19 protein-coding genes are annotated in these 17,352 nt (G+C 37.5%); 8 read left to right on the top strand and 11 right to left on the bottom strand.

All coding sequences use genetic code 11. From position 1 onward, the window contains the following. Positions 1-164 precede the first annotated feature (164 nt). The 4 genes from DRF67_RS11785 (at position 165) to DRF67_RS11770 (ending at position 3,462) form a co-directional block, all read left to right on the top strand. A complete protein-coding gene (locus DRF67_RS11785) occupies positions 165-1,136 on the top strand; it encodes a polyprenyl synthetase family protein (protein WP_115928501.1) in 972 nt (323 codons plus the stop codon). Positions 1,137-1,213: 77 nt separating this feature from the next. Further along, positions 1,214-2,173, top strand: a complete 960-nt coding sequence (locus tag DRF67_RS11780; protein ID WP_115928500.1) for a GSCFA domain-containing protein — start codon at positions 1,214-1,216, stop codon at positions 2,171-2,173. After that, on the top strand, positions 2,166-2,690 hold the full coding sequence (locus tag DRF67_RS11775; protein ID WP_115928499.1) for a DUF4269 domain-containing protein: 525 nt from the start codon (positions 2,166-2,168) through the stop codon (positions 2,688-2,690). Before DRF67_RS11780 ends, DRF67_RS11775 begins: the two co-directional genes overlap by 8 nt. Before the next feature lie 7 nt (positions 2,691-2,697). Continuing rightward, positions 2,698-3,462, top strand: coding sequence for a TatD family hydrolase (locus tag DRF67_RS11770; RefSeq protein ID WP_115928498.1), 765 nt, complete (start codon positions 2,698-2,700; stop codon positions 3,460-3,462). 130 nt (positions 3,463-3,592) lie between these two features. Here the strand turns inward: DRF67_RS11770 and DRF67_RS11765 are convergent, their stop codons facing one another. The 3 genes from DRF67_RS11765 to DRF67_RS11755 form a co-directional block, all read right to left on the bottom strand. Next, positions 3,593-4,900, bottom strand: a complete 1,308-nt coding sequence (locus tag DRF67_RS11765) for a DEAD/DEAH box helicase (RefSeq protein ID WP_115928497.1) — start codon at positions 4,898-4,900, stop codon at positions 3,593-3,595. A 303-nt stretch (positions 4,901-5,203) separates the two neighbouring features. Continuing rightward, on the bottom strand, positions 5,204-5,824 hold the full coding sequence (locus DRF67_RS11760; RefSeq protein ID WP_115928496.1) for a porin family protein: 621 nt from the start codon (positions 5,822-5,824) through the stop codon (positions 5,204-5,206). Positions 5,825-5,932: 108 nt separating this feature from the next. Further along, entirely contained in the window at positions 5,933-6,421 is a 489-nt protein-coding gene (locus tag DRF67_RS11755; RefSeq protein WP_115928495.1) for a DUF6438 domain-containing protein, read from the bottom strand. A 136-nt stretch (positions 6,422-6,557) separates the two neighbouring features. Between DRF67_RS11755 and DRF67_RS11750 the strand changes: the two genes are divergently transcribed. Then, complete coding sequence (locus tag DRF67_RS11750) at positions 6,558-7,289, top strand: methyltransferase domain-containing protein (protein ID WP_115928494.1); 732 nt, start codon at positions 6,558-6,560, stop codon at positions 7,287-7,289. Positions 7,290-7,357: 68 nt separating this feature from the next. On the opposite strand, the gene obgE is transcribed toward DRF67_RS11750, so the two are convergent. The 3 genes from obgE to DRF67_RS11735 form a co-directional block, all read right to left on the bottom strand. Beyond that, positions 7,358-8,341, bottom strand: a complete 984-nt coding sequence (gene obgE / locus DRF67_RS11745; protein ID WP_115928493.1) for a GTPase ObgE — start codon at positions 8,339-8,341, stop codon at positions 7,358-7,360. A 79-nt stretch (positions 8,342-8,420) separates the two neighbouring features. After that, positions 8,421-8,999: an adenylate kinase gene (locus DRF67_RS11740; RefSeq protein ID WP_115928492.1), complete on the bottom strand. Its 579-nt coding sequence runs from the start codon at positions 8,997-8,999 to the stop codon at positions 8,421-8,423. A 153-nt stretch (positions 9,000-9,152) separates the two neighbouring features. Further along, the gene (locus tag DRF67_RS11735) at positions 9,153-9,707 is read right to left on the bottom strand and encodes a phosphoribosyltransferase (protein WP_115928491.1); all 555 of its coding nucleotides are present in this window, start codon (positions 9,705-9,707) and stop codon (positions 9,153-9,155) included. Between the two features lie 196 nt (positions 9,708-9,903). Here DRF67_RS11735 and abc-f point away from each other — a divergent pair, with 196 nt between their 5' ends. Next, complete coding sequence (gene abc-f / locus DRF67_RS11730; protein WP_115928490.1) at positions 9,904-11,493, top strand: ribosomal protection-like ABC-F family protein; 1,590 nt, start codon at positions 9,904-9,906, stop codon at positions 11,491-11,493. Between the two features lie 188 nt (positions 11,494-11,681). Here the strand turns inward: abc-f and DRF67_RS11725 are convergent, their stop codons facing one another. The 5 genes from DRF67_RS11725 to DRF67_RS11705 form a co-directional block, all read right to left on the bottom strand. Beyond that, positions 11,682-12,200: a hypothetical protein gene (locus DRF67_RS11725; protein ID WP_115928489.1), complete on the bottom strand. Its 519-nt coding sequence runs from the start codon at positions 12,198-12,200 to the stop codon at positions 11,682-11,684. A gap of 111 nt (positions 12,201-12,311) precedes the next feature. Continuing rightward, positions 12,312-12,881 (bottom strand): AAA family ATPase, encoded by a 570-nt coding sequence (locus tag DRF67_RS11720; RefSeq protein WP_115928488.1) that lies wholly within the window; start codon positions 12,879-12,881, stop codon positions 12,312-12,314. Between the two features lie 108 nt (positions 12,882-12,989). Next, on the bottom strand, positions 12,990-13,880 hold the full coding sequence (locus tag DRF67_RS11715) for an alpha/beta fold hydrolase (RefSeq protein WP_228435792.1): 891 nt from the start codon (positions 13,878-13,880) through the stop codon (positions 12,990-12,992). Between the two features lie 155 nt (positions 13,881-14,035). Continuing rightward, positions 14,036-14,518, bottom strand: a complete 483-nt coding sequence (locus DRF67_RS11710; protein ID WP_115928486.1) for a PIN domain-containing protein — start codon at positions 14,516-14,518, stop codon at positions 14,036-14,038. After that, a complete protein-coding gene (locus DRF67_RS11705) occupies positions 14,508-15,290 on the bottom strand; it encodes a hypothetical protein (RefSeq protein ID WP_115928485.1) in 783 nt (260 codons plus the stop codon). Before DRF67_RS11705 ends, DRF67_RS11710 begins: the two co-directional genes overlap by 11 nt. Before the next feature lie 185 nt (positions 15,291-15,475). On the opposite strand from DRF67_RS11705, the gene DRF67_RS11700 reads away from it, so the two are divergent. Further along, positions 15,476-16,762: an adenylosuccinate synthase gene (locus DRF67_RS11700; RefSeq protein WP_115928484.1), complete on the top strand. Its 1,287-nt coding sequence runs from the start codon at positions 15,476-15,478 to the stop codon at positions 16,760-16,762. 172 nt (positions 16,763-16,934) lie between these two features. Then, a complete protein-coding gene (locus DRF67_RS11695) occupies positions 16,935-17,225 on the top strand; it encodes a hypothetical protein (protein WP_115928483.1) in 291 nt (96 codons plus the stop codon). Positions 17,226-17,352 lie beyond the last annotated feature (127 nt).

The following is a 17,352-nucleotide window of genomic DNA, read 5'->3' as shown; positions in this document are numbered from 1 at the left end:
GAATATATATCTTCAGAAACTTTTAATTGACAGCCGTATTTTATCAATTACAGATTAAGTAAAACATTTTTGCTGAAATCAACTTTAAATCCCGCAGGAAACAATAAGTTTTTTGTTTTATAAAGCCTTGAAAAATTGTATTTTTGTTCAAATTATAAGATTTTATGGAATTTTTAGACAGATACCAGCAGATTGTTGCCGACGCCATCACTAAATATACTTTTAAAGATAAGCCTTCGGAGCTCTATGACCCGATGAATTATATCATTTCCCATGGTGGAAAACGTCTTCGTCCCATTATGGTGCTGATGGCATGCGATCTGTTTGGTGGTGATCTTAAACAGGCTATTAAGCCGGCATTGGCCATAGAATTCTTCCATAACTTTACACTGATCCATGATGATATTATGGATGAGGCGCCTTTAAGAAGAAATAAGCCCACGATTCATACTTTGCATGGGATCAATGTAGGAATCCTCTCCGGTGACGGACTGATGCTGAAAGCCTATAAGTTTTTCGAGGATCTTGAACCTGAAATTTTTAAAGCCTGTATCAGAATCTTTACCCATACCGGTCTTTTATTATGTGAAGGGCAGCAGTATGATATCAATTTTGAAACTCAGGAAAATGTAACTTTTGATGATTACATCAGAATGATCACCTATAAGACCGGCGTATTGAGTGCTTCGTCATTCGAAATCGGTGCTCTGATTGCAAGAGCAGACTTTAAGGATGCAAAAGCGATCTTTAACTTTGGAAAACATATCGGAATTGCGTTCCAGATTATGGATGACTATCTTGATGTATTCGGAGATCAGGCTCAGTTTGGGAAAAAGCATGCCGGGGATATCTACGAAAACAAAAAGACAGTTTTATACCTTCTGGCAAGAGAACACGGTACCGAGGAAGAAATAAAGGAACTGGATTACTGGTATGGTAAAAAAACCGAGAACATTGACAAAGTTTACGGAGTAGAAAAAATATTCAGAAGAACAAAAGTAGATGAAAAAGCGTTGCGTCTGATCGAAAAACATAATGAGATCGGACAAAGCTATCTTAAAAAAATTGATATTCCTGAAGAAAAGAAAAAGCCGTTCATTGAACTGGCCAATTACCTGTTGAGAAGAGAAAGCTAAATACAGGCAGCAGGAGAGAGGTGGCAGGCCGGAAGCAATGTGCTGCAATCTCTCTTCTGCCACCTAACACCTATACAATGAAATTCAGAACTGAAGTTGATATCCCCCAGTCAGAAAAGAAAATTGAGATTGAAGATAAAATATTTTCAATAGGATCGTGTTTTGCTTCTGAGATGACCGATCTGCTGGAACAGGGACAGATCCAAACACTTAGTAATCCGTTTGGAACCATTTTTAATCCCTTTTCAATCAATACAGCAGTCAACAGACTTCACGATTCTTCTTTCTATGGAGAAGAAGATCTGATTACTTATAATGAAGAGTTTATCTCTCTGGATCATCATAGCGGTTTTGATACACGATATGTTCATCAGACCTTACAGAAGATCAATGATGCCATTGAAGAAGGAAATGCATTTCTTCAGGAAGCAGACTGGGTTATCATCACCTATGGATCATCATTTGTCTATGAATTTGTTCCCAAGAAAAAACTGGTGGCCAACTGTCACAAAATTCCGCAGAAATTTTTTGAAAAACGCTTGCTTTCCCATCAGGAACTGACCGCGGCCATCTACAATACCATTCTGGATCTTAAAGATATCTGCAAGGAAGGTGTACAGATTTTGTTTACGGTTTCGCCGGTACGGCATACCAAGGATGGAATGATCGAAAATCAGCTCAGTAAATCAAAATTAATCACGGCTGTTCATGAATCGATCTCGATGTTTGAAGATTGCCACTATTTGCCAGTTTATGAAGTATTGATGGATGACCTCAGAGACTATCGTTTCTACAAAGAAGATATGATTCATCCCAGTACGCAGGCTGTGAACTATATCTTTGATAAATTTGGAGAGGCTTACTTTTCCATTGATGCTAAAGCATTCATCAAAGAGAATTTTAAGATCATGAAAGCGCTGGAACATAGAACCAACGATGAAAAGGACCCTAAATTTATTGAATTCAGGGAAAAGCTGGACGAGAGAATTAAAGTCCAGCGGTCGAAAGTAAAACATACCATATTTTCCAATGATTGATTTTGCAACCATTCATTATTTAAAAAACGGAAACCCCAAACAGAAAAGAGCTTATGACGTTCTTAAAAAGTATAATATTTTTGAAATACTAGACCCATATTCTCCATTGCTGGCAGGAACGATTCCTATTGAAATTGATACTGAAAGCAGTGATCTTGATATCATCTGTAATGTAGATCCGGCATCCAAAGACGTTTTTTTGAATGATCTGATAGCTGCCCAGGTGATCCCTCCCGGTACTGAAATAACGGTTGAAGAGGTAGAAGTAAGAGGAGAACGATGCATTGTTCTGAATTTTACACTGGAAGAATTTCCCGTTGAAATTTTTGGACAAAATAAACCATCTGCTGAGCAGAATGCCTACAGGCATATGGTAGCTGAATACAGCATATTGCTGGAAAAAGGCGAAAAATTTAAACAAAAAATAATAGATCTTAAAAGACAGGGCATGAAAACAGAGCCGGCATTCGGACTGCTGATGAACCTTGAAAACCCTTACGAAGATCTGTTGAAATAGTAAGAAAATGATTGATACACATACCCATTTATACGCAGAAGAATTTGATGAAGACCGAAACGAAGCAATTCAGAAAGCCTTAAATAAAGGAATTACAGAGTTCTATCTTCCCGCTATTGATTCCGAATCCCATCAGAAAATGCTTCAGTTGGAAACAGAATATCCCGGACAGGTTTTTTCCATGATGGGGCTGCACCCATGCTATGTAAAACCGGAATCCTGGGAAAGGGAGCTGGACATTGTAAAAGGATATCTAGATCAGAGACATTTTCCTGCCATAGGCGAAATAGGAATCGATTTATATTGGGATAAAACGACTCTGGATATCCAGGTGAAAGCTTTTGAACAGCAGATCGACTGGGCTATTGAAAAAGACCTTCCCATTGTGATTCACACCCGCGAAAGCTTTGACGAAACATTTGAAGTGCTGGAGAGAAAAAAGCATCCGAAACTGAGAGGTATATTTCACTGCTTCTCAGGGGAAATCGATCAGGCAAAACATGCCATAGATTTGAATTTTATACTGGGAATCGGTGGAGTGGTGACCTTTAAAAATGGAAAGATCGATCAGTTTCTGAGGGAAATTCCCCTGGAAAAAATTGTTCTTGAAACAGATTCTCCATACCTGGCACCTGTTCCACACAGAGGAAAAAGAAATGAAAGTTCATATCTTGATCTGGTGGCAGGAAAACTCGTAAATATTTATGGGAAAGATTTCTCAGAAATTGACAGGATTACCACAGAAAACGCAAAGCATATATTTAAAACCTGATTTTAAATTGGAAAGCGCTATTTAATAAAATTTCAGGAATCTGTTGATATAGATCCTCTGGTTTTATAAACGGTGACCTCTTATACTTCGGTATAAAAAATAAAAACCTTCCCGACGGAAGGTTTTTATTTTATTTCTTTCTTGTAAAACTCTTGTTCTTAGGTTTTTTATAACCGACCGATGGAGTGTTTGACGAAGATTTGTTATTATTCTTGTTTTTGTTTGGCCTGGAGTTGTTGGATGACCTGAGCTTTTCCTGACCAGGCGCAACGGGTTTATTATTAGAATCCCTTTTCTGTGCTACCAGGTCATCCGTGTGAAACGGATGGTTTTTTACCACCGGAATTTTTTTTCCGATCAGCTTTTCAGTATTTCTAAGATTCAGAAGGTCTAATCCGTCTACAAAAGAAATTGAGCTTCCTTCAGCTCCTGCTCTTCCTGTTCTTCCGATTCGGTGTACATAGGTCTCGGACACATCGGAAAGTTCAAAATTGATGACAAATTTTAATTCATCAATATCAATTCCTCTTGCTGCAATATCTGTGGCCACAAGAACCCTTGTTTTTCCCGATTTGAAGTTATTCAGGGCATTCTGTCTGGCATTCTGGGATTTATTGCCATGTATAGCCTCCGCAGAAACATTGTCCTTCTGAAGTTTTCGGGCAATTTTATCAGCTCCGTGTTTTGTTCTTGAAAATACCAATACAGAATCAGAAATATCATTTTTCAGGATATGTGATAATAGATTCAGCTTGTTTTCTTTTTCTACAAAATAAACAGATTGTTTAATGGTATCAGCCGTAGAAGAAACCGGTGTTACCTCCACTTTTATCGGATTGTTTAGTATAGAATTTGCCAGTTTCTGGATTTCACCAGGCATTGTTGCAGAGAAGAACAACGTCTGTCTTTTCTGTGGCAGAAGCTTAATGATTCTTTTTACATCATGTACAAATCCCATATCGAGCATTCTGTCTGCTTCATCAAGAACAAAAATTTCAAGATTTTTTAGACTGATAATGCCCTGGGCAATAAAGTCCAGCAGTCTTCCAGGCGTTGCCACCAGGATATCCACTCCTCTCCTGAGAGCAGCTTCCTGATTTCCCTGCTTTACTCCTCCAAAAATAACGAGTTGCTTTAACGGAAGATATTTACCATATGCATTAATATTTTCTTCGATCTGGATGGCCAGTTCTCTGGTAGGAGTCAGAATTAATGCTTTTATATGGGGAGTGGAAATTTTATTTTTAGATAAATTCTGTAGAATAGGAATAGAAAAGGCAGCCGTTTTACCGGTTCCGGTCTGGGCGCAGCCTAAAAAATCGCGGCCTTCTAAAATATCAGGAATAGATCTTTCCTGGATAGGAGTAGGGGTGGTGTACCCTTGCTCCTGAATTGCTTTTGCAATAGGTTCTATTAAGTTTAAGTCTGTAAAATTCAAATGAATTATTTTAAAATATTGATAAAAATTCCTTCAGTCTGAAAGAATTACATTATGCAAAGGTAATCTAAATATTTTTAAGAGCTTACCACATATCTTTTGAAAAAAACCTTTCCTTAAAAAAGAAGCAATTTGAGATAATTCTACTTTATTATTTTTTATTTTCTGTGCCTATTCAGAGATCACAGTACAGCAGAAAAGAAATACTGGCGAAAAAAGTGAATTGATAACAGAGGCCTTCCAGGTTCATAAAAATGGCTGCCCGATCAGGACAGCCACTTCTTTGTAAGATATATCGTCAGGCTATTTGAATCGGTATCCCAGACCAGCCTGTAAAAATCCGATCTTCATAGGTACGGAATTCTCTTTGCTCACTTCAATAAAGTTGAAATTATATCGGGCGTCTACAAAAAACTTATCGTTGATTTTATATTCAGCACCTAAGAAAGGGAAGAAATTGACGCTTTTCACCCACTCAAAATTTTGTTTATTGGTTCCGGTAAACTCGTTGCTACTTTTTACTTTTGTGGATACGTTGATCCCGAAGTTCATCCCTGCCGAAACAGAGAATGCAGGAATAACGTAATATTTGGCAGAAACAGGAATCTGCACCTGATTGAGCTGATACTCGAAATTCATATCTCCTACATTCACCACTTCATTGCCTATTACTTCTACCCATGGATAAGATTCTTTGCCCCCAAGCTGGGTATAAAGTACTTCTGCCTGTACAGCAAATTTTGGTGATAATGCCTGCTCTGCAAGGGCTCCCACATAAAAATAGGATTTTGAATCTGATTTCTCATCGAAAAATTTCATGCTGGACAGGTTATACCCACCCTTTATTCCAAAGCTCATTGATGAACTTTGTGCATTGAAAGAGGTGAATGCCGCTAAAAGCAGTACGAAAAAAATGTTCTTCATGTCGGTTATTGAGTTTGATAATTATAATTGATGTTTCTTATAAAAAAATAATCCCCTCATGAGAAGGAATTATTGGGGCAAAGGTAATCTAATATTTTTAAAGGTAAGTTATTTCACCGGCGTCCATTGTTGATTTTTTCTCAGATTTTCAAAAAACTGATATACTTCAGCCAGCTTTTGTGTACCGCGTTTTCCGTAGTCTTCAACATTCTTTGTAGTTCCGTCAGCAAAACTAATTCTTAAATAAGATGTCGGTAGATCCGTAATATTACGTTCTCCGTATCGGTCATTTAGTTTTTTTACCTCCAAACCATCAAGCAGACCGATGAGTTTATTATAATCCTCCGTTTTAATTGTCCCTTTAAAAGTTCCTTCCCGGGGTTTGGAGAATTCATCTTTAGACGGCTTGTCGCTGAAATTAAAGTGCTCCGCTTCAAATACGGCCGTTCTGTCGGGGTTGATTGTCATTTTAAAGACAGGACAAAATCCGAAACAGGGCGTTGCCTCATATTCGATTTTAGAATATTTTGAACCTGTTTTCTGGGAAGTACATGAAAATACTACAGCTAAAGCAAAAAAACTTAATAAATATTTCATAGCTTACAATTTGAGACTGTCAGTCAATAATTGTTCCAAAGACTACCGTGAATCGGTGTAAAGAAAGATTGAGATGATCTACCATAACTATTTTTGAATAAATTTTTGTTATTTTGAAATCGCTAAAAAATGCCTCATGTATAATTTCCTAAAGTCGGTCGTTAAAAAATTCATTCCCAAAGATGTCCTTATTAAAAATGAGGATCACTTTAGAAAATTATTGAAGCCACTGTATCAGGGACAAAATCATGAATGCAGTATTTGCAGAACACAACTCAAACGTTTTGCAGAACTGAATAATGGACAGCTGATCTGCCCGGTATGTGGAAGTCTGCCCAGAACCCGCAGACTCCATGACGTTCTGGAGAATGAATTTCTAAAGCCCAATATGTCCTTTCTTGATTTTTCCCCATCCAGGATGCTGTACAAGAAATGGAAAAACAGAAAAGATATAGCGTATTTTCCCACTGATTTTGAAGATGAGTTTCTCTCGGACTATCATTATGATATCACCAATATCAGCGTAGAAGATAACAAATTCGATTTGATCGTATGTTACCATATTTTGGAGCATATTATTGATGACCGTTCAGCGATGAAAGAGCTTTACAGGGTTCTTGACAACAAAGGCACAATCCTGATACAGACTCCTTTTAAAGAGGATGGTATTGATGAGGATAGCAGCATTGTGACACCGGAGGACCGGTTAAAGCATTTCGGGCAGGAGGATCACGTACGGATTTATTCGGTATCGGGGTTGGAAGGCAGGTTAAAGGAAGCCGGTTTTATTACAGAGATCAGAACCTGTAAAGAAGATTTGTATCACGGGCTGAGTGAAGATGAAACCATCATCATTTGTAAAAAATAAAAGAGAAACATTGCTGTTTCCCTTTTATATATTTTATCTGATTTTCAGTTCAGACAAGATGGTCTTATTTATCCATGCAACTGTTTCCAGATCGCATCTTTTAGTTCTACAAGACCTTCTCCCGTCACTCCTGAGAAAAACAGAGGCTGTTTGTTTTCAGGGAATTCAGCTGCAATTTCTTTTTTAAGCTCATCATCCAGAAGATCGGATTTTGAGATGGAAATAATAAAGTCTTTATCCAGAAGCTCCGGATTATACTCTTTGAGCTCGTTTTCAAGAATTTTAAACTCCTGGAAGTGATTCTCCGAATCAGCAGGAATTAAAAACAACAGAATGGAATTCCTTTCAATATGTCTCAGGAACCTGTGTCCCAAACCTTTTCCTTCAGCTGCTCCCTCAATGATTCCAGGAATGTCGGCCATTACAAATGATTTGTAATTTCTGTAATCTACGATTCCAAGATTGGGCGTCAGCGTGGTAAAAGCATAATTTGCAATTTTGGGCTTTGCTGCAGAAACAGAAGCCAGCAGTGTAGATTTTCCTGCATTTGGAAATCCTACCAATCCTACATCTGCTAAAATTTTAAGTTCAAAGACAATATAACCCTCCTCGCCCGGAAGCCCAGGTTGTGCATATCGGGGCGTCTGGTTTGTTGAGGATTTGAAATGTTCATTACCTAAACCTCCTTTACCTCCATGCATCAGGATGATTTCCTGTCCGTCTTCTAAAATTTCACCAATGATTTCTCCTTCTTCATTTTTGGCGATCGTTCCCACCGGAACTTCAATATAAATATCAGATCCGAATGCTCCGGTCAGCTGATTTTTTCCACCGTTTTCTCCTCGTTCAGCTTTCACATGGCGGGTATAGCGCAGCGGAAGCAAAGTCCATTCATTACCATTTCCTTTCATGATGATGTGTCCTCCGCGACCTCCGTCGCCTCCGTCAGGACCCCCTTTAGGAATATATTTCTCACGGCGGAGATGGGCAGACCCGGCACCTCCGTGTCCGCTTTTACAATGGATCTTTACGTAATCTACAAAGTTTGACATAATTGTTAGGGTTTAGGCCTTAGGGGTTAGGGAATAGATATTTAACCATGCTAAATCCTAATCCCTAAATCCTAAATCCTTATTTAATTTTCTCTACTTCAGCGAAGAGTTTCTGGGAAATTTCATCAATTTCTCCAACACCGTTTACCTCTACATATTTTCCCTGCTGCTTATACAGTTCGGCTACTTCTGCTGTTTTAGTATAATATTCTTTAATTCTGTTTTCGATGATCTCTACATTGCTATCGTCAGATCTGCCACTGGTTTCTCCTCTTTTCAGAAGTCTTTCAACCAGAATTTTATCTTCTACCACCAGCGAAAGACAGATGTCAATCTTGTCATTCAACTCCTCTTTCACGATTTTTTCCAAGGCTTCTGTCTGTGCAGTCGTTCTTGGATATCCGTCAAAGATAAAACCGTTGGTATCGGTAGGCTTTCTGATCTCATCGATCAGCATATCTGTTGTTACCTGATCCGGAACCAATTCTCCCTTATCGATATAAGATTTTGCCAGTTTCCCAAGTTCAGTGTCGTTTTTCATATTGTATCTGAAAAGATCACCGGTTGAAACCTGCTTTAAATTGAATTTTTCGATGAGATTCTGAGCTTGTGTTCCTTTTCCACTTCCTGGAGGGCCGAACAGAACAATGTTTATCATAATGTTGTTTCGCTTTTAGCAAATGGCATTTTGCGTAGGGCTCTTGGCTTTTGGCGGCTTGCTCTTCTGCTTTCAGCTTTTTTAAGTTATTATTAAATTTATTTCTTTACTTTAATTTTTAAGCTAAAAGCTATCAGCTAATAGCCAACAGCGTTAATGGTTGATTTGTCCTTCTTCCAGTTGGTACAAATTAGGGAGGTTTCTTCCCAATTCATCATAATCCAATCCGTAGCCTAGAACAAACTTGTTCGGGATTTCTTTTCCGATATAATCCAGCTTGAAGTCTTTCTTGTAAATTTCAGGCTTCAGTAAGAAACTGGCCAGTTTTACAGACTTCGGACGCTGTGTCTCCTTAAAATATTTGAAAAGACTCTCTACCGTGTTTCCCGTATCCACGATGTCTTCTACCAAGATGATGTGACGGTCTTTCACATCTTTGGTAAGCTCCATTTTCTGGTAAACAATCCCTGTAGATTCAGTTCCTGCATAAGAACTCATCTGAATGAAAGCGATCTCGCACTCACCCGGATAATATTTTAAAAGGTCTGAGAAGAACATGATTACCCCATTCAAAACACCAATGAAAACAGGAACTTCATCTTTGTAATCTTCATAAATTCTTAGCGCGGTCTCTTTTACAATTTCCTGAATTTCGGCATCCTTTAAATAAGGAACGAAAGTTTTGTCGTGAACTTTAATACTTTCCATAAAAAATTTTAGTAGTTGGCAAAGTTACGGATTTTTGATTTTTGATTAAAATCTTTTTATGTTTAATCCCCGATTTGTACTATCTTTGTTCTTTCAAAACCCAAAAATACAGGCATGTAGGATATAATTTCTTTCAGATTCAATAAAACGGTAACCGATGAGTTGCCGGTGTTTAACCTTTATTAAGAAAGAAATCATGATTTTACTACAAAATATATCCTTTGGGTTTCCGGGAGGAGATCTCTTATTCAATCCTATCAATTTAACAATACAAGCTCATACTAAATCAGCCCTGGTGGGTAGCAACGGTATGGGAAAATCGACCTTGCTGAAGATAATAGCCGGCGAAATACAGCCATTAAGCGGAAATATGAATGTTCAGGGACAAATTTTTTATGTTCCCCAGATGTTCGGAAACTTCAATCATTTAACCATTGCAGAATGTCTGAAAGTAGATCCGAAACTGGATGCGCTTTATAAAATCACCAATGGTGAAGTGGATGAGCAATACTTTGAAATCCTTAATGATGATTGGGATATTGAAGAACGGTGCCGGAATGCATTGCAGTACTGGAATCTTGAACAGTTTGATCTTAACCAAAAACTGGAAGCATTAAGTGGGGGCCAGAAAACCAAGGTTTTTCTTGCAGGAATGATGGTTAATGAAACTGATATGATCGTTTTGGATGAGCCTACCAATCATCTGGACCTGGAGGCAAGAAAGAAATTGTATGATTTCATTGAAAAAACAAACGCTACTGTTATTATGGTGAGCCATGACAGGACACTGTTGAATCTCGTGAATACAATTTTTGAACTGAGCAACCAGGGAATTGCTGCATATGGAGGAAATTATGATTTCTATGCAGAACAGAAAGAAGTGGAAAGTGAGGCTTTACAAAATGACATCCATGCCAAGGAACGGGCACTGAAAAAAGCAAAAGAAAAAGAGCGGGAAACCCTGGAACGTAAGCAAAAGCTCGATACTAAAGGGAAACAAAAACAAGAGAAATCCGGAGTCGCCAGAATAATGATGAATACCCTCAGGAATAATGCTGAAAAAAACACCTCAAAACTGAAAAGTGTACATGCAGAAAAAATCAGTGATATTTCGGAAGATTTGAGAGATTTGCGGTCTGCCGTCAGGAACTCGGACCAGATGAAAGTGAATTTCAGTGATTCCAACCTGCATTCCGGGAAGGTTCTGGTTACTGCTGAGGACATTAACTTTAGCTATGGAGCAGAAAAGCTCTGGCCGGAAAATCTGGATCTCGAAGTACGCAGTGGTGATAGAATCTCCATTAAAGGACCCAATGGATCAGGAAAAACCACACTCATACAGCTTCTTTTGGGAAGCCTCAAGCCTTCTGCAGGAAACATCAGCCGGGCTGGATTCAACAGCATCTATATCGATCAGGAGTATTCACTGATAGATCCCGATAAGACCCTTTATGAGTTTGTTCAAAAGTTCAATGATAGTGCGTTGCAGGAATCAGAAGTGAAAACACTGTTGTCCCGTTTTTTGTTCCGTAAGGAAACATGGGGCAAAAAATGTGGAGTACTGAGTGGAGGGGAACGTCTGAGGTTACTTCTGTGCGGACTATCCATCAGCACTGGTGCTCCGGATGTGATGATTCTTGATGAGCCCACCAATAACCTTGATCTTCAGAATGTGGAAATCCTTACCAATTCTATCAAAGATTATCACGGTACTCTGCTGGTGATTTCGCATGATGAAGTTTTTCTCGAAGAGATTGGTGTACACAAAGAGGTGATATTAGGTTAAGGATCCTATCATGCAGCTAATGCATTATGCAGGAGAGTTGCTGAAATACCTTTTGACCTGGACAAAAGAAATTCAACAGAAACGGACTTTAGTCCGTTTAATAAAAAATAAAATTCAATTTGGCTTTAGCCAAACATATAAAGCCTGAACATTTACGTCCAGGCTTTTGATTTTTACAAGTAAAAATATTATTTCTTCGTTTTTTTGACAGCATCAAGATAGATTTTCTTGATGCTATTCTTTTCCTCTTTTTCGCTGACTGCTTCAAGCGCTGGAAGAAGAGTCGTATTATAAGGCGTTTTCAGTTTCAGGATTTCGCCCAGGGCAAATGCTGTGCTCCATCGCACAACGGTTCCTTCATGGGTTGTATGATCCAGCAGATTCCTGATGGCCTGATCCAAATTTCCTGCAAACAGGTGAGCGGTATTGCCTATCACTTTGGCGCTTTCCCATTTTATTTTGGGAGCCTTTTCGGTAAGAGTTTGGGTAATGAATGCAAATACTGTTTCGTCTGCAAGGCCAGGAGTTTGTTTGGTAGCATATTCCAGGGCTTCTATGCAGGCTCCTTTTACAGGATCTTTAGACTTTTCTGCAAATGCGATCAGTTCATCTGTTGGCAGGGACTTGTCAATGATCCATTGACTGATAATCTCTGTTTTTTCCTTGGCTTTAGTGGTTTTATCCTTAAAAAGTTCTTCTATGTTCATGGTTTTTGATTTTATTTTTTCAGCGTTCTAATTTAGGGATTCCTTTTGAAAAGCTTTGGTCGTTATAAAAGAAGGAACTTTAATCATACCCTTTTAATAAACTGGTTGTCGTTAAAGGAGCCTCTTATTTATCTGGAATCTCCTTTGTTTTATTTCATCCAGGATCATATTGATCTTTTCCTCCGGATCATAATCACCTGAGATTTCTATAAGCGGTGTATCTTTCCCGGAAAGCCATTCAAGGTGGGCTTTTAAAGTTCTGGTGGCAATACCGGTATCGTGATCATAATCTTTTGCCCAGTTCATAAACTCCTGAAATTGTTTTGCTCTTTCCGGATTTGCAATTATTACGTCGCCATATCGTTCATATTCTCTTTTTCGCAGTCTTTCCATTCTGATTTCAGGGGGAAGATATAGGAATACAATCAGGTCAAATGCCGGAAATACATCTTCACCCCAATGAATTATTGAGCCACCGAAAATCCAGTTTTCATGAGTATGTAGGATTTCAGAAATAATGCTATTCCTTGTTTCAGGATTTTGTTTTTCTGTAAATGGTATTTTTGTTTTGAGCCAGAAAAAATCATCACTGTCAAAATATTCTATGCCGAGCTTTTCAGACAATGCTTTTCCGAGAGTGGTGACTCCGGAACCCGAAGCTCCGAAAATATGTATCCTCATGAGTTTTTATTTATAATCTGCAAAATCTGCAGAATCTGCGAGAGCTTAAAAAAATATTTAAATCACGCAGATGGAGAGATCACACAGAAACCTGTAGTTGCAATAGTACTAAAAGTGCTTTAAAATCCATTCATGGATTCCTTCCAGTACTTCTTCCCGGATTGCTTCATTTAAAATCTCATGACGCATTTCAGGATAGATCTTTGTCTCCACATCTCGGAATCCGTCGGCCTTTAAATGCTTCACCGTATGCATGACCCCTTTGCTGAAATCACCAATCGGATCATTCTTGCCGCTTACAAATAAAAAAGGAAATGATTTTGAAATAGAAGAAGCCCAGTTTCTCGCTGTCGCTTTTTTATAAATGGCAAACAAAGTATAAAAAGCATTATGCGTAAATGGAATCCCGCAAAGCTCATCCTGTTCAAATGCCCTTCTGTTTTCGGGATTAATGCTCAGCCAGCTGGTGTCGCCGAAATCCTGATCTTGCTTAAAATGCTTATTGTTGACATGGGTGAAAACAGTATTCAGAAAAGTACGGTGTTTGGGAGCAATACGGTTAGCCACGGCTAAATAGCCTTTCAATAAACTGATTCCTGGTAATGGTCCACCGGTTCCTGTAATAATAGCACCGTTGAATTTCTTACCTGACTTCTGAAGAAGGCAACGGGTAATAAAGGATCCCATTGAATGCCCAAGAACAAAATGAGGAACATCCGGAAATTGTTCTGCGAGATGATCCGCCATCATTTCTGCATCTGCAATCAATCGTTCATCCGGCTGCTGAAGCTGGAAAAAACCAATGTCCTTTTTGTCTTTCACAGACTTTCCATGTCCCAAATGATCATACGTCAATACCGCAATTTGATGACCGGCAAAATATTCTGCAATCTCTGCATACCTTCCGCTGTGTTCCTGCATACCGTGAACGATGAGAAGGGTTGCTTTTACTGTGTGCGGCGAAAACAGGGTGTGAAAAAGCTGAGACTCGATGTTCATTTTTGATGATAAATACGCTGATGTTTGGGATATTGGCATGGAGAATCGTTTAGATGCGAGTCAAAGATATTGAATAAATGTGTTTTTATTAGGCAAAACCAATTAGCCCCTCAAATGTAAAATTCTAAACTATTGTTTAAGCGCTAAAAATATTTTTACAAATCTAAATAACCAAAATACTCATTTGGTGGAATATTTAAATCTATAAAATTAAAACCAGGCTTTTGTCCTTCTTCTTGAAGAAGGTTGTAAATTTTAATACTCTCGGTATCAGAAGATAAATAATAAATGATGTTTTTTTCTACATCTGCTTGAGAAAATAATTTTGAGTCATTTGGAATTATGTTTCTTTCAGCTAGTTTTAATTTTCCTTTTTTTGTGAAAACTATTTTAGCAATCCCTCCAGTTTTAGTAGCATGATTCAGATTAAATGGAAGAATAGCCAAATTTCTTAAAGGTAGTTCTGATATTGAACCTCCAACACAATATTCAGCAATTGAAATTGTTGAAATATACATCTTAATATCATTGTTTAAAAAGTATTTATAATATTCTAAAGCATTTTTAAATAATGGATCAGCATCATTTAAAAATCGAATAAAAAAACTTGTATCTAATAAAACCCCATTAACTTTCATAGCTTCCTCTTATTTGTCGTAACCACTCATCAGGATTAATATTTGAAAGCCAAGATTGTTTTGCTTTATCTCTTAATTTTTTCAAATAATTCTCGTCAAAAATGGGATTATAATCAATTAACTCAATGAATTCTAAATTTGTAAAATCAATTTCTCCGTTTTCGGAATGTTGGTTACCTTTAGCTCTTATCCCTAAAGATTTATATAGAATATTTTCTTCTTGTTGTTCTAAGAATGAAATGGGAGTTTGAATTCTGACCGTTCCGTATTCATCGGTCAATAAGTGAATATTAGCTTTGTCTTTACCTCCTGCATTAGTTATTTTTCCATAAAAATAAAATTCTGCTTCAGCCCAAATCGCTTCTGTTCTTTTAAAATCAGAAAATTTATCTATTCTAATATTGTTAGAACCCTCAAGTGATGTAGTGATATCAAAAGTGTAATCCTTTTTCTTTGCTAAGTCTTGAAGGCTTTCAATAGCTTTAGCTGTTGCTAGATCCAAATAATCAATTGTATTAGTTTGGGAAATTAAACCTAATATAGCATTAAAACTAACTATATATTGTATTCCGGTTTTAAAAATATTTCTGACAGAGCCTTCTTTAATATCATAAGAAATTAAAGGTCTGTTTTTTTTATCTCCAGAATATAACAAGTCATCAACATTGTTTAATATAGAAATTATTTCCTTGATATCAAAGTTATCAGGATTTATATCTACGTTTCCAATTTTTCCAGAAACTTTTATTTCTATTTGACTATGTTTTTCCACAAAACAAAAGTAAACAAATTTTTATTTCAAAAATTACAAGACGTGACTTTATTGTTTTAGACTAAATAATTTTAATACCTTCAACCTCATGATTTTCACCTTAACCCAAAATAAATATCCCCTATAATTTGGCCGTCATTTTTTTTAAAAGTAATTTTGCACGAATCTAAAAACAAATGTAAAATATGTCAACTTATGTAGTTGTAGGTCTTCAGTACGGAGATGAAGGCAAAGGAAAAATCACGGATGTTTTATCAGCCAAATCGGACTATGTAGTGCGTTTCCAGGGTGGAGACAATGCTGGTCACACGGTTTATGTAGGGGATGAAAAATTTGTTCTACACCTTCTTCCTTCAGGAGTTCTTCAATGCAAAGGGAAATGTATCATTGCGAACGGAGTAGTGGTAAACCCTAAGTCTTTTATTAGAGAAGTTGGTCAGATCGAGAGCAAAGGCTTAAGAACAGATCACATTTTTATCAGCAGAAGAGCGCATGTGATCATGCCTTACCACATCCTTTTGGATACTTACCGTGAAGAGGAGCACGGAGGAACTCAGATCGGAACTACCAAAAAAGGAATCGGACCTTGTTATGAAGACAAAATCGCAAGAGTCGGGATCAGAATGGTAGACCTTTTAAATCCTGAAATTTTAAGAGATAAAATTGAGAAAAACTTAAAAGTTAAAAATTCTCTTTTTGAAAAATATTACGGAAAACCAACCCTGGACGTTGAAGAAATCTACAACGAATATCTGGAAATCGGAAAGCAGCTTCAGGACAGAATCGTTGATACTGAACTTGAGCTGAACGAAGCGATCAGAGACGGTAAAAATGTTTTATTCGAAGGGGCTCAGGCATTAATGCTTGATATCGACTTCGGTACTTACCCATACGTAACTTCATCTTCTCCGTCTACAGGAGGAGTTTGTTCAGGAGCAGGAGTTCCACCAACATCACTTCAAAACCTGATTGGTGTTGCCAAAGCATATTGTACAAGAGTAGGAAACGGACCTTTCCCATCTGAATTGGATAATGAGCTAGGCGAGAAAATCAGACAGATTGGCGGTGAGTTTGGAGCAACGACTGGAAGACCAAGAAGAACAGGTTGGTTAGACCTTGTTTCTTTAAAGCATGCCTGCATGATCAACGGAATCAATAACCTTGTGATTACAAAACTTGATGTCCTTACAGGAATTGAAAACCTTAAAATCGTTACTCATTATAAAACTGAAGATGGAAAAGTTATTGATTACTTTACTTCATCAACAGAGAAATTATACCATTACGAGCCTATCTATCACGATTTACCAGGTTGGGAGGAAGATATCACAAAAGCGAGAAGCTATGACGAACTTCCGGATAATGCACAGAAATACATCGAATTTATTGAGAAATATTTAGGAATCAATGTGTACCTTGTTTCTGTAGGCCCTGAAAGAAGCCAGAACATCATCAGAAAAGAATTATTCTAATATTTTTAGACTATAAACAGGAAGAGACCATCAGTTTTTGATGGTCTCTTTTTTTTGCAGTATTTCAAGTCGAAAATAGGGGTACATGAACAATAAGAGTACGGTTTAAAGTATCCTAACCGGCCGGTTATTTAAATTTCCTATATTTATCCATCAACTGTAACCGAAATCAATGGAAAATAAAAAAGTATCTCAACGTATTCTTGACCATATTGCCATCAGTTTTTATTGTACCATTGCGTATGCTGTTTTACTGATGATCTATTTAAGCCTGCCACTGGGGGCCGGTAGTGATTTTTTACTGATATTGTTTATAGCCTGCAGTTTGTTGTTGAGTATCGCTGCTATTACTTTTGCCTGTAAAAGCTATAAAAATGCAAAACTAAGTTCCCTTCTTCTGATCATTATTAATTCGCTGGGGTTGTCTATACCGCTGTTGCTTTTACTGCTTCTTTCTACATAATCACACTTAGATTGAAAATTATTCCTTGTTTCATACAGCCGCATGTGTCCGTCATGTTTGTTGCTTTTCTGTAGATTTAATAGTTTGAATTGATAAATTTTAAAATGTAAAATGTTAAATTTTAAAC

It is taken from the genome of Chryseobacterium pennipullorum (assembly GCF_003384725.1).
In the GTDB taxonomy this organism is placed as follows: domain Bacteria; phylum Bacteroidota; class Bacteroidia; order Flavobacteriales; family Weeksellaceae; genus Chryseobacterium; species Chryseobacterium pennipullorum.
This window is presented reverse-complemented; position numbering and strand designations above follow the sequence as displayed.

Bases quoted from the DNA above. Each gene is read 5' to 3' on its own strand.
- DRF67_RS11775 (WP_115928499.1), top strand. From the start codon at position 2,166: ATGATTGATTTTGCAACCATTCATTATTTAAAAAACGGAAACCCCAAA.
- obgE (WP_115928493.1), bottom strand. From the start codon at position 8,341: ATGTCAAACTTTGTAGATTACGTAAAGATCCATTGTAAAAGCGGACAC.
- DRF67_RS11725 (WP_115928489.1), bottom strand. From the start codon at position 12,200: ATGAACATAGAAGAACTTTTTAAGGATAAAACCACTAAAGCCAAGGAA.
- DRF67_RS11735 (WP_115928491.1), bottom strand. From the start codon at position 9,707: ATGGAAAGTATTAAAGTTCACGACAAAACTTTCGTTCCTTATTTAAAG.
- DRF67_RS11700 (WP_115928484.1), top strand. From the start codon at position 15,476: ATGTCAACTTATGTAGTTGTAGGTCTTCAGTACGGAGATGAAGGCAAA.
- DRF67_RS11780 (WP_115928500.1), top strand. From the start codon at position 1,214: ATGAAATTCAGAACTGAAGTTGATATCCCCCAGTCAGAAAAGAAAATT.
- DRF67_RS11770 (WP_115928498.1), top strand. From the start codon at position 2,698: ATGATTGATACACATACCCATTTATACGCAGAAGAATTTGATGAAGAC.
- DRF67_RS11750 (WP_115928494.1), top strand. From the start codon at position 6,558: ATGTATAATTTCCTAAAGTCGGTCGTTAAAAAATTCATTCCCAAAGAT.
- DRF67_RS11785 (WP_115928501.1), top strand. From the start codon at position 165: ATGGAATTTTTAGACAGATACCAGCAGATTGTTGCCGACGCCATCACT.
- DRF67_RS11715 (WP_228435792.1), bottom strand. From the start codon at position 13,880: ATGAACATCGAGTCTCAGCTTTTTCACACCCTGTTTTCGCCGCACACA.
- DRF67_RS11710 (WP_115928486.1), bottom strand. From the start codon at position 14,518: ATGAAAGTTAATGGGGTTTTATTAGATACAAGTTTTTTTATTCGATTT.
- DRF67_RS11760 (WP_115928496.1), bottom strand. From the start codon at position 5,824: ATGAAGAACATTTTTTTCGTACTGCTTTTAGCGGCATTCACCTCTTTC.
- DRF67_RS11720 (WP_115928488.1), bottom strand. From the start codon at position 12,881: ATGAGGATACATATTTTCGGAGCTTCGGGTTCCGGAGTCACCACTCTC.
- DRF67_RS11740 (WP_115928492.1), bottom strand. From the start codon at position 8,999: ATGATAAACATTGTTCTGTTCGGCCCTCCAGGAAGTGGAAAAGGAACA.
- DRF67_RS11695 (WP_115928483.1), top strand. From the start codon at position 16,935: ATGGAAAATAAAAAAGTATCTCAACGTATTCTTGACCATATTGCCATC.
- abc-f (WP_115928490.1), top strand. From the start codon at position 9,904: ATGATTTTACTACAAAATATATCCTTTGGGTTTCCGGGAGGAGATCTC.
- DRF67_RS11755 (WP_115928495.1), bottom strand. From the start codon at position 6,421: ATGAAATATTTATTAAGTTTTTTTGCTTTAGCTGTAGTATTTTCATGT.